Source organism: Vicinamibacteria bacterium (assembly GCA_035620555.1).
Classification (GTDB): Bacteria; Acidobacteriota; Vicinamibacteria; order Marinacidobacterales; family SMYC01; genus DASPGQ01.
Genome location: DASPGQ010000182.1, coordinates 1 through 10,243, shown reverse-complemented (window position 1 = coordinate 10,243; position 10,243 = coordinate 1). Strand labels below are relative to the sequence as shown.

Genomic DNA, 10,243 nt, shown 5'->3' with positions numbered 1-10,243 from the left:
AGCTCGAGCTTTCCCTTCTTCTGCTGGATCGCTCCGGTGAAGGCACCCCTCTCGTGACCGAAGAGCTCGCTCGCCAACAGGTTCTCGTTGAGGCCGGTGCAGTCGACCTTGACGAAAGGCCCATCGCGCCGGGGACTGTTCCGGTGGAGCGCCCGTGCGGCGAGCTCCTTACCCGTGCCGCTCTCGCCTTCGACGAGTACGGTGGCATCCGTCGGCGCGGCGCGAGCGAGGAGCTTCTGCACGGCTTTCAACCGCGGGCTCTCTCCCACCATGTCGTGCTCCAGCTCGAACTCGGTCTGGAGTCTTCGGTTCTCGGCCCTGAGCTTGCCGAGCTCCTGCGACATCGCCAGAGCGTTCGCCGCGACCGACGACAGCCCGACGAGCAGCTCGAGCTGCGATTGCTGAAATTCTCTGCCGGGATCTCGGGCGTCGAGATAGATCGCACCAAGTACTCGGTCGCCCGCGAGCAGAGGGAGACAGACGAGAGATGATATGCCGGAACCGACGAGGCTCTTGCCCTTCAGTTCTCGAGAAACCCGATTGCTCAGGAGCGCACCCTTTTCCTCGAAAACCCTGGAGAGCGCCGATCGGCTCACCGCGAACGCGGTGGGCTCTCCGCGATCGTTCCTGAGACGGTAGGTCGCCGATTCGATCTCATCGGGAGACGATCCCAGCAGGATGGCGCCCCTCTCCGCGGGTGTGACCTGGAAGAAGCGGTCAATGATCTGCTCGGGAAGCCTCTCGTCATCGGCTCGGCCGAGAAGCCGGATGATTCCCAGCGTCGCCACGAGAGCTCGTTGGGCGTCCTCCTCCGGAGGCAACTGCTGCAAGAGTCGCTCGGAATCCAAGTACAGCGCCTGGTCGCTACGGAGCTGCACCGTTTCCCTGGCGTCGAGTGGCGTGTCGTCCAGCTGGATCACATCGGCCGGCGCGACTTCCGCATCGACGAACAGCAGCGAGGAGCCGCCGAGAGTCAACCGGTCGCCCGCCCGCAGCAGTCGCTCGGTCACCGGAATACCGTTCACGAACGTTCCATTGTGGCTCTCGTGGTCCAGGACAACGAGGCCTTGGGCGCGTCGCTCGAGCGTGCAGTGACGCCGGGAGACCCACTGCGTGTCGATGACGATGTCGTTTCCCGTTTCTCGTCCGATGCTGGTGCGCTCTCCTTCCAATGAAAAGCTCCGTCCGGCCACCGGGCCGTTGAGCGCCACGAGCATCGGTTTCATTACGTCGGATCCCAGGCGACTCACGAGGCGGGGGAGCCGGCCTGCGGCGCCTATCCAATCGGATAGTACAGCGAACCAGATGGATAGTGCGACAACCGCGTGGGAGGCTCACGAACGGTGACTTTTGCACTGGCACGTCTCTTGCTCTCTTCCTTCCTGGGATCGATTGGAAAGGAGCGTGATTGGTGGAGTCCATGGTGCTGACGAATCTCATCGCCCGGCCCGTCAGGACACTGGCGAGCGTCGTGGGCGTCGCCCTTGCGGTGGTCTTGATCCTCGTTACCGTCGGCCTCGCGCGGGGGATGCTCTCGAGCTCGGGCGAGCGCGAAGCGAATCTGCGGGCCGAGATCCTTTTCCTGCCTCCCGGAGGACTGGGCGCGGGCTTGACCACGATGCCGCTGACCCTTCCGATCGCTTACGCCAGGGCGATCGGAGAAGTCGAGGGCGTCGCAAAGACGACGCCCGTGGCCCGCTACGTGCGGAGCGGCGCCCGGGGCATCGGCTTCGAGCTCATCGAAGGCGTTCGGTTCATCGGTGACGGGGAGCTCGCCGCTTATCCGGAAGTCACGGGACTGGCCATCGTCCAGGGTCGGCTCCCGGAGACTCGAGACGAGATCGTGGTCGATCCCCAGCGCGCCCGAGATCCCGACGCGGCGCTCGGGTCGACGATGGAGCTGCTCGGCCGGGAATTTCGTGTCGTCGGCGTGTACCGTCCGGAAATGGGGGCGCGCATCAAGATGCCGCTCGAGGGCATGCAGGAGCTTCTTGGAGCCGACGAACGCTGCTCCTGGATTCTCATCCGCACGGAATCGGGCGCGGCGCCCGAGGACGTCGCCCGCCGGATCGAGGCGCGGTTCCCCGGCAACCAGATCGTATTCACCCGCGACATTCCGGGAATGTGGGCCCAGGGCATGCCCAGCCTCGACGTGTTCCTGAATGTGGTGATCGCACTCTCGGTTTTCATAAGCGGGCTCACCGTCTTCCTCTCGCTCTATACCGCCATCACCGAACGAACCCGAGAGATTGGAATCCTCAAATCGATGGGGGGCTCGAAGGCGTTCATCGTCGCGCTGATCGAATCCGAGGTGCTGATGGTCGCCGGGCTGGGTATCCTTCTGGGAATCGGTATCGCTCTCGGCATGGGTTGGGCGATCACCGCCGGAACCTCGCTCGTCGTCCGCCTCGATTGGGAGTGGACGCTTGCCGCCTCGGTCCTGGCCCTGGCCGGCGGCGCGCTCGGCGCCCTTTATCCCGCCCTCAAAGCGGCTCATCAAGATCCGGTGGAGGCGTTGTCGTATGAATAGCATCGTGATCTCTCGCAAGGTGGAAGTGGCTACGCCGCCGAAGCGGGCGGCGGCGCTCGAAGCCGTCGCGCTAGAGAAGTCCTACCGCGTGGGGAAGCTCGACGTTCGGGCATTGCGCGGCGTCAGCCTGCGTGTCGAGGCCGGTGAGTTCGTGGCCATCATGGGGCCATCGGGCTGCGGAAAATCGACTCTGCTCCACGCGTTCGGCGGGCTTCTCAGTCCGACCTCGGGGAGAGTGCTGATCGACGGAGCGGAGCTCTCGTCGCTCACCGATGCGGAGCGCACGGACTTGAGGCGCCGTCGTCTCGGCATCGTTTTCCAGAGATACAACCTCTTGCCCACCTTGACGGTGGACGGCAACCTGCGTCTCGCCCAGCATCTCTCGCTCGGGCGTAACGAGGCCCGGCGGGGCGCCGATCGGAGACGCGAGATTCTCGCCCTGCTCGGGATCCTGGGCAAACGAGATCATCGTCCCGTCGAGCTCTCCGGTGGTGAGCAGCAGCGGGTGGCGCTCGCCCGCGCCGTCCTCCACCGTCCCGCGATTCTGCTCGCCGACGAGCCGACGGGAAGCCTCGATTCGGAAAACTCCATGATGGTGCTCGAGACGTTGAAGCGGGTTCATCGGGAGCTCGGCCAGAGCATCGTGCTCATCACGCATGACATCGACGTTGCCGATGCCGCGGAGCGGGTCGTGTTGATGAAAGATGGAAGGATCGAGCCATGACGGCGGTGTTGTTCTCGGTGCTGGTCGTGGCGCAGGCACTCGAGGTTGATCTCTTCGCCAGGATGCGTGCGCGCCAACAAGAGGTCGCCAGACTATCTGCCGCGGTCGAGCAGGTGAAATCCTATCCCCAGCTCGGTATCGACGACCCGGCCGAGCGGGGTCGGCTGTATCTCGAGCGAAGCCGGCGGGGTGAGACGAAGGTGCGGCTGGAAATCATCATTCCGGAGACACGAATCTTGATCGCGAGCAACGGCGGTTATCTTCTTTATCAGCCCCGCATCAAGCAGGCGGTCGAAGGGGCGCTTTCCGGAGGCGGTAAGAAGGCCTTGTTCTCCGGGCTTCTCACGGGCTCGTCCGATGCGGCGCGCCAGCTCGAACGCGACTATACGGTCGAACAGCTCGGCGGGACCCACCTTCGGTTCGAGGCGAAGGCCGGCGCCGAGGTGCACTGTCAGCAGATCGATCTGTGGCTCGACGTTCGAAGCGGTCTTCCCGCCCGACAGAGCTGCCGCGAGGCCAATGAGAGCGTCATCACGATCACGCTGACCGAGATCGAGGTCGACGGCGAGCTCCCCGAAGGAGTATTCGAGATCGATCTTCCTCCGGACGTGGAGCGAGTCAAAGGCTAGGACAAGAGGACATGAAAAAGGCATTGGGTTGCGTGGTGGGGGCTTGGATCGCCGTGAGCGTGGACGCCGCTACGCTCCACCGCGAGACGCTTCGGGCATTCGACCGCTACGTGGAGCTGACCGAGCGACGTATCGAGGACGAGCTCGAATCCGACGACGGCTTCCTCGTCCAGGACTTTCTGCCACCCGCCCAGGCGGAAGAGGCCGGGCGCGTGGTAAGCGAAGGAGACGTCTACACGGCGAAGCTCGTCACCACCGATGGAGACGGCAGTCCGATCGACGTTCCCGATGGCATGGTGCACCACTGGGTCGGTGGCGTGTTCGTCCCCGGGGTAGGTCTCGACGAGCTGGTGCGATGGATTCAGGATTACGACGAGCATCATCGCTACTTCGACGAAGTGGAAGCGTCACGGCTCGTGTCGCACGACGGAGATGAGTTCTCCATCTATCTGCGCCTGCGTCGCAAGAAGATCGTCACCGTCTACTACAACACCGAGCATACCGTCCGGTTCCGACGGCAGGCCGAGGGACGCGTTACGAGCAGGAGCTACTCCACGCGAATCGCCGAGCTCGCCGCGGCGGGGACCGAAGCGGAAAGGGAGAAGTCGATCGCGGAGGATCGCGGCTTTCTTTGGCGTCTGAACTCTTACTGGCGATTCAAAGAAGAAGACGGGGGTGTCCTCGTCGAGTGCGAGTCGGTCAGCCTCAGCCGCTCGGTCCCCCTTGGCTTTCGATGGATCGTCGGGCGTTATCTCGATTCGGTTCCCCGCGAATCGCTGAGGGCAACGCTCGCACCTATCCGTGACGCTCATGAGTCGATCGGAAACGAAGAGTAGAGCGGTCCCAAGGGTAATTCTTCTAAGGGCGCACAAGGGCGACGCCATATGTAGCCATAATGTAGGATGATTGCGGCATTATTGAAGGCCGATAAGTATGAAGTTCGTTTCGGTTCGAGAGCTGCGACTGAGACCGGGCGAGGTCTGGAAGCTTGCGAAGCGGGAACGTGACATCGTCATCACTGCCAATGGGCGACCGATCGCCATCCTCACGGGCGTCGACGAGGGGACGTTCGAGGACGAGCTCGATGCCATCGAGAGAGCTCGAGCGCTGAGGGCGCTCGACAAGATCCAAAGAGAGTCCGTGCGGAAAGGAACGGACAAAATAACCGAAGGAGAAATCGAAAAGGAGATCGGCGCTTTACGCCGGAGACCTTAGGGCGCGAACATCTCTTGGAGCACTTGGAGCGCCTTTTCCAAAGCTTGGGAGGACAGGCCTCCCAGCCTCTTGACCAAACGCGCGCGATCCACGGTGCGGATCTGATCGAGAACGATATGTCCCGCCTTGCCCTGGAACCGGCACGGAATGCGAAACGGATAATCATGGCTTCCGGTTGTCAGGGGCGCCACGATGTACGTCGAGACATGAGCGTTGAGCTCGTCGGGTGAGACGACGACACAAGGTCGCGTTTTCTTGATCTCACGCCCTAGCGTTGGGTCCAGCGCGATCAGGAAGACCTGGCCGCGTCGGACTTCAGACACGTCACCAATGCCACTCGTCGAGATCGAAGTGGGTGGGAATCGACTCGTCGGTTAACGTATCCTCTCTCCGATCGGCGAGGGCCTGGGCGGCCTCTGCCCACCCCTCTCGAGGACTTCCTGGTCGGGTGATTACTATTTCTCCCTCGCGAACTTCGAGCTCAACCTCTTCGGAAAGACCCGCCTGCTCGATGAGCGGCTTGGGAAGACGAATCCCTCGTGAGTTACCTATCCTGACGAGTCGGGTTTTCATTCGCCCCTCAACTCCCATGGTGATTACATCGTAATCACGTTGTCGCTTCAAGTCAAATTCGAGATCGGGCGAGCTCCACAGATCGAGCTCGATTCAGCCCGAGAGCGTTTCGACGCTCGGTTCATCGCGCCCGTACCGGGGACAGCTCGGATAGACCGGGCGAGCGCTCGCGCTGAAGCTCGCCGGCGACTCGTTCCATCTCACGCATCGCCCGCAGGAGATTGAGCCCCGCGACCTTCTTTACCTCGTCATCGGTGTAGCCGCGCACGAGAAGCTCGGCGAGAAGGGCGGGAAACCGGGTGATGTCGTCGAGCCCCTCCGCCATGGAAGGTCCTCCGGCATCGTAGTAGTCCGAGCCCAGGCCCACGTGGTCGATCCCCGCAACGTTCCTGATGTGGTCGATATGGTCGGCGACGTCGTCGAGGGTTCCTCGTGGTGGCGGGTTTCGCGATACCCACTCCTGGAGCCTTCGTTCGATCTCCCGTACGTCGTCGAGCTCGGCCCGGAGCGACTCGGCGACCTCGTCGCGCCGTCGCGCCCAGACAGGCTCGTCCGCCGAAAGCCCCATCTCCGGCCCGAGCCCGTCGCGTTCCGACTCGGGCGTGGGCACGATGTAGCCCGGGATGAAGTTCACCATGACGACGCCACCGTTCTCGGCGACGAGGCGGAGAACGTCGTCGGGAACGTTTCGAGGATGGGCGTTCAGCGCTCGAGCGCTGGAATGCGAGAAGATCACCGGAGCCCTGGTCACTCTGAGAGCGTCTTTCATCGTATCCGCGCTCACGTGAGAGAGATCGACGAACATGCCCAGCCGGTTCATCTCGCGCACGACCTCCTCGCCGAACTCGGTGAGCCCTCCGTGGCGGGCGAAGTCGGTGGCGGAATCGGCCCAGTCGGTCGTCAGGAAGTGGGTGAGTGTCATGTAGCGCGCCCCGAGAGCGTGCACCATACGCAATGCGGCGAGCGAGCCCTCGATGGCGTGGCCGCCCTCGATGCCGATCAGGGACGCGATCTTGCCTTGGCGATGGAGACGCACGACCTCGTCCGCCGTCCGGGCGAGCTCGAGCTCGGGGTAGCTCGCCACGAGCCGGTGAATCATGTCGATCTCGCGCAGGACTTGCCGCAGCGCCGTGCCTTCCAGCATGAACGAAACGTCCACATAGGCCGACCAGAACTGCCCGCCTAGCATTCCCTCGCGAAGTCGCGGGAGGTCGGCGGGCATCTCCACTTGAACTTCGCGGATGTCGATCCGCTCGAGGTCTCCCGCGGCGGAGTCGAGAAGAGAGCTGGGAAGATCGTTGTGCCCGTCGATGAGGGGCACCTCCTGGAGCAACCGTCTCACGCGCTCGAGCATCTCCGGGGACGGCGTCTGCGCCGATACGATGACCGAGCTCCCCACGACGAGCGCAACCGTAACTGCTTTCATGGCTGACCTCCGGCCGCGATATTGTATCGGCAACGTCACCATGCCGGCGAAGACGAGGCTTTCGGCCGTTCTCGATCGGCTCGAGAAAGCGTACGGGCGCCCTTCACCGATTCCCCCGAGAGGGCCGTTCGAGCACGTCCTGTGGGAGAACGTCGCCTATCTCGTGAGCGACGAGCGGCGTCGCGAGGCATTCCGGGCTCTGAAGCAGAGAGTTGGCACCGAGCCCCAGGACATCCTTGCCGCCTCGGATGACGTGCTCCACCCGATTGCGGCCATGGGAGGGATGCATCCGGAAAGACGGGTCGCCGTCCTGCGCGACATCGCCGGAAAGGCCGTGAAAGAGTTCGACGGAAAACTCGATCGCGTGCTCGATCTGCCGCTCGGTCAGGCTCTGAAGGCGTTGCGACAATTTCCATCCATCGGAGAGCCCGGGGCGGAGAAGATCCTCCTTCTGTGCGGTGCTCGACCTCTTTTCGCTCTCGAGTCGAACGCCGTGCGCGTCCTGCTTCGTCTCGGCTACGGCGAAGAGGCCAAGAGCTACTCGACGACCTATCGGAAAGTGCGCGAGGCCGTCGAGCGAGAGATCGACAAACGCGTTCCCTGGCTCGTTCGAGCGCGCGAGCTCCTGAGACGTCACGGTCAGGAAGTCTGCAAACGCTCCGCTCCCTTGTGCGAGGCATGCCCGCTCCAGGAGAGCTGTCGTTATTGGGAGAGGATTGTAGTATCATCGAAACGCATCTAGATACTATGAGTCGAAGAAATCGTTCGTACCCACGGGCGTCGGGCCGGTTCGTTCTTCGGATCCGCCCGGGTGTCCATGCGGCGTTGAGGAAGGCCGCGGCCGACGCGGGCACGTCACTGAACGACTACTGCGCCCGAAGGCTCGTTCTGCCGGTCGGGAGCTCGAGTGCTTACGAGGGAGCCGCGAGTGTGGTCGAGCGCGCCGCGACGTTGTTCGGCGAGCGGCTTCTGGGCGTGGCCGCGTTCGGGTCCTGGGCTCGAGGCGAGTTGTCGGAAGCCTCCGACGTCGATGTGCTGGTAGTGGTGGAAAATGACGTGGCGCTCACCCGCTCACTCTACCGAACCTGGGACGAGTCTCCCATTCGCTGGGGAAGCCAGACCGTAGAGCCACATTTCGTCCACCTGCCGCCGCCCGACGCGACGGTCGCCGGTCTCTGGGGCGAGGTAGCGATCGATGGCGTCGTGCTGTTCGAGCGGGGCATGAGGCTTTCCGCCCGACTGGTTCGCGTCCGGCACGACATCGTCTCCGGCCGTATCGTGCGGAAGCTCGTTCACGGTCAGCCCTACTGGGCCGAGGTAGCGTGACGATGCGAAATCGTGAGCTTGCCCGGGATTACGTAAGGCGGGCTGCTGTCCGGCTGCGAGCCATCGATACCTTGTTCGAAGGCGAGAGCTGGGCCGACGTCGTCAGAGAATCCCAGGAGGCTGTCGAGCTGGCGCTCAAAGGCCTTCTCCGGTCCTGCGGTGTCGAGGCGCCTCGAATCCACGACGTCTCGGAGATCCTCCTCGCCGAAAGGCATCGATTGCCCGCGATCGTCGATGACGACCTCGAACGACTGGCCGATATATCCAAGGAGTTGCGGCGCGACCGAGAATTGGCCTTCTACGGGGCCGAGGACTTGACCCCCTCGGACTTCTACTCCGAGGACGACGCCGCCAAGGCGCGAGAGGGTGCGCGGTTCACCGTGCGGCTGGTCGAGCCCATCGTCATCCCCAAAGTTGACGGCTAGAACGTCAAAACTACCTTGGTGCAGCCCTCGAGCCGGCGATGGAAGAGATCGTAGCCGCGAGGCCCCTCGCCGAGCGGGAGGCGATGGGAGACGATGGCGCGAAAGTCGTATTTTCTTTCGGCCACGAAGCTCAGGAGCGGGCTCATGAATCTGCGTGCGGGGCATCGCCCCGTCCGATAGGTCAGGTTCTTGTCGTAGGCTTCGACGGGCGAAAAGGCGAACTGAGATTCGGTGTGCACGCCGACGACGGCCACGATGCCGCCGGGGCGGACGAGATCCACCGCGAGTCTCGTCGCCTCGGGACTTCCCACCGCTTCCAGCGCGGCGTCGACGCCGCGACCATCGGTCCGCTCTTTCACGATATGGAGAGGATCGGTCGAGGACGCATCGATGGGCTCGCCGCCGAATCGTTCGGCTAGCGCGAGTCTCTCGGAAACGACGTCGATGGCAAGAACGCACTCCGCTCCGCGCTCGCGGGCTCCGATCACCGCGAAGAGGCCGACGGGACCGCAGCCGACGACGGCGACGGTTCGGCCCGGGCCAGCCTCTGCCATCTCGGCACAAAAGAATCCCGTCGCCAGAACGTCTCCAGTGAAGAGCGCCGTCTCCAAGTCGAGCGATTCGGGGACTCTGACCAGGGTCGTATCGGCGAGCGGCACGCGTACGTACTCCGACTGTGCTCCGTGAAGTCCCTCGCCGTTTTGAATCCAGCCGAAGAGCTGTCCCTCGGGACAGCGGCAGCTGAGGCCGCGGTTGCAGTAGAAACACCGACCGCAGCTCGAGGTGAAGGGAGACACCACGAGGTCGCCAGGCGACAGGTCCTTCACGTCGGCGCCGGTCTCGACGATCTCTCCCAGAAACTCGTGTCCCATAACGGTTCCCGGCTCGATTCCCTTCTCTCGACCGAGATAGACATGGAGGTCCGAGCCGCATATCGCGCTCATTCGGGTTTTCACGATGACATCGGTCGGGCGCTCGATCGAGGGTTCGGCGACATTCTCGAGAACGACCTCTCGTTCGGCGCGAAAGGTAAGGGCCTTCATGGCAGGATGTCCTCGAGGGCGGCGAGCCACCGTTCGGCCATCCGGATCTCGCCGTCCACGTTCGGATGCACTCCATCGTACGTCAATCGCGCCCCGTCGAAGCCGGTGTGGTGATCCACGATGCGAACCGAAGGATGTTCGCCGAGCCGAGCGATCTCCGCGTTCAACTCGCGGATGCGCCGGTTGGCGGACTCCGTCGTGGTCGGGATGATCTGGGCGATGAAAATTACCGGGCTCGGTTCCGTTGCGCTCGCGATATCGACCAGGCGAGACAGCTCCTCGAGCGTGCTTTCGACCGACTGTCGCTGAAACAGGTCGTTCGATCCGAGATGCACGAGGATTGCGTCGGGTC

General features: G+C 63.4%; 14 protein-coding genes. 8 read left to right on the top strand and 6 right to left on the bottom strand.

What is annotated here, in order from left to right; genetic code table 11:
- The coding region (locus VEK15_07050; GenBank protein ID HXV60431.1) for a sigma 54-interacting transcriptional regulator at nt 1–1,226 on the bottom strand (1,226 nt) is incomplete at its 3' end.
- A 185-nt stretch (nt 1,227–1,411) separates the two neighbouring features.
- Between VEK15_07050 and VEK15_07045 the strand changes: the two genes are divergently transcribed.
- The 5 genes from VEK15_07045 (at nt 1,412) to VEK15_07025 (ending at nt 5,098) form a co-directional block, all read left to right on the top strand.
- Entirely contained in the window at nt 1,412–2,530 is a 1,119-nt protein-coding gene (locus VEK15_07045; protein HXV60430.1) for an ABC transporter permease, read from the top strand.
- 4 nt (nt 2,531–2,534) lie between these two features.
- Nucleotides 2,535–3,254: an ABC transporter ATP-binding protein gene (locus VEK15_07040; GenBank protein HXV60429.1), complete on the top strand. Its 720-nt coding sequence runs from the start codon at nt 2,535–2,537 to the stop codon at nt 3,252–3,254.
- Nucleotides 3,251–3,883 carry an outer-membrane lipoprotein carrier protein LolA gene (locus VEK15_07035; GenBank protein ID HXV60428.1) on the top strand — a complete coding sequence of 211 codons (633 nt, stop codon included), beginning with the start codon at nt 3,251–3,253 and terminating at the stop codon, nt 3,881–3,883. Before VEK15_07040 ends, VEK15_07035 begins: the two co-directional genes overlap by 4 nt.
- Before the next feature lie 11 nt (nt 3,884–3,894).
- Complete coding sequence (locus tag VEK15_07030) at nt 3,895–4,719, top strand: hypothetical protein (protein ID HXV60427.1); 825 nt, start codon at nt 3,895–3,897, stop codon at nt 4,717–4,719.
- A 97-nt stretch (nt 4,720–4,816) separates the two neighbouring features.
- Complete coding sequence (locus tag VEK15_07025; protein HXV60426.1) at nt 4,817–5,098, top strand: type II toxin-antitoxin system prevent-host-death family antitoxin; 282 nt, start codon at nt 4,817–4,819, stop codon at nt 5,096–5,098.
- Here VEK15_07025 and VEK15_07020 read toward each other — a convergent pair.
- The 3 genes from VEK15_07020 to VEK15_07010 all read right to left on the bottom strand — a co-directional run bounded on the left by VEK15_07020 (nt 5,095) and on the right by VEK15_07010 (nt 7,097).
- Entirely contained in the window at nt 5,095–5,430 is a 336-nt protein-coding gene (locus VEK15_07020; GenBank protein ID HXV60425.1) for a type II toxin-antitoxin system PemK/MazF family toxin, read from the bottom strand. The two genes, VEK15_07025 and VEK15_07020, sit on opposite strands and share 4 nt — an antisense overlap.
- Complete coding sequence (locus tag VEK15_07015) at nt 5,423–5,671, bottom strand: AbrB/MazE/SpoVT family DNA-binding domain-containing protein (GenBank protein HXV60424.1); 249 nt, start codon at nt 5,669–5,671, stop codon at nt 5,423–5,425. Before VEK15_07015 ends, VEK15_07020 begins: the two co-directional genes overlap by 8 nt.
- A 121-nt stretch (nt 5,672–5,792) precedes the next feature.
- On the bottom strand, nt 5,793–7,097 hold the full coding sequence (locus VEK15_07010) for a dipeptidase (protein HXV60423.1): 1,305 nt from the start codon (nt 7,095–7,097) through the stop codon (nt 5,793–5,795).
- Between VEK15_07010 and VEK15_07005 the strand changes: the two genes are divergently transcribed.
- From VEK15_07005 to VEK15_06995, 3 genes are read left to right on the top strand one after another with little or no spacing between them, the layout of a single operon-like run.
- A complete protein-coding gene (locus tag VEK15_07005) occupies nt 7,096–7,839 on the top strand; it encodes a hypothetical protein (GenBank protein ID HXV60422.1) in 744 nt (247 codons plus the stop codon). The two genes, VEK15_07010 and VEK15_07005, sit on opposite strands and share 2 nt — an antisense overlap.
- Complete coding sequence (locus VEK15_07000) at nt 7,776–8,423, top strand: nucleotidyltransferase domain-containing protein (protein HXV60421.1); 648 nt, start codon at nt 7,776–7,778, stop codon at nt 8,421–8,423. Before VEK15_07005 ends, VEK15_07000 begins: the two co-directional genes overlap by 64 nt.
- A gap of 2 nt (nt 8,424–8,425) precedes the next feature.
- Nucleotides 8,426–8,848 carry a HEPN domain-containing protein gene (locus tag VEK15_06995; GenBank protein HXV60420.1) on the top strand — a complete coding sequence of 141 codons (423 nt, stop codon included), beginning with the start codon at nt 8,426–8,428 and terminating at the stop codon, nt 8,846–8,848.
- On the opposite strand, the gene VEK15_06990 is transcribed toward VEK15_06995, so the two are convergent.
- Nucleotides 8,845–9,891, bottom strand: coding sequence for an alcohol dehydrogenase family protein (locus VEK15_06990; GenBank protein HXV60419.1), 1,047 nt, complete (start codon nt 9,889–9,891; stop codon nt 8,845–8,847). The two genes, VEK15_06995 and VEK15_06990, sit on opposite strands and share 4 nt — an antisense overlap.
- Nucleotides 9,888–10,243 (bottom strand): GDSL-type esterase/lipase family protein (locus tag VEK15_06985; GenBank protein ID HXV60418.1); only part of this gene is annotated, 356 nt, incomplete at its 5' end. The genes VEK15_06990 and VEK15_06985, both read right to left, overlap by 4 nt.

Excerpts from the sequence above, each read along its gene's own strand:
- VEK15_07035 (HXV60428.1), top strand. The coding sequence starts at position 3,251 with ATGACGGCGGTGTTGTTCTCGGTGCTGGTCGTGGCGCAGGCACTCGAG.
- VEK15_07030 (HXV60427.1), top strand. The coding sequence starts at position 3,895 with ATGAAAAAGGCATTGGGTTGCGTGGTGGGGGCTTGGATCGCCGTGAGC.
- VEK15_07025 (HXV60426.1), top strand. The coding sequence starts at position 4,817 with ATGAAGTTCGTTTCGGTTCGAGAGCTGCGACTGAGACCGGGCGAGGTC.
- VEK15_07015 (HXV60424.1), bottom strand. The coding sequence starts at position 5,671 with ATGAAAACCCGACTCGTCAGGATAGGTAACTCACGAGGGATTCGTCTT.
- VEK15_07005 (HXV60422.1), top strand. The coding sequence starts at position 7,096 with ATGGCTGACCTCCGGCCGCGATATTGTATCGGCAACGTCACCATGCCG.
- VEK15_07010 (HXV60423.1), bottom strand. The coding sequence starts at position 7,097 with ATGAAAGCAGTTACGGTTGCGCTCGTCGTGGGGAGCTCGGTCATCGTA.
- VEK15_07000 (HXV60421.1), top strand. The coding sequence starts at position 7,776 with ATGCCCGCTCCAGGAGAGCTGTCGTTATTGGGAGAGGATTGTAGTATC.
- VEK15_06995 (HXV60420.1), top strand. The coding sequence starts at position 8,426 with ATGCGAAATCGTGAGCTTGCCCGGGATTACGTAAGGCGGGCTGCTGTC.
- VEK15_06990 (HXV60419.1), bottom strand. The coding sequence starts at position 9,891 with ATGAAGGCCCTTACCTTTCGCGCCGAACGAGAGGTCGTTCTCGAGAAT.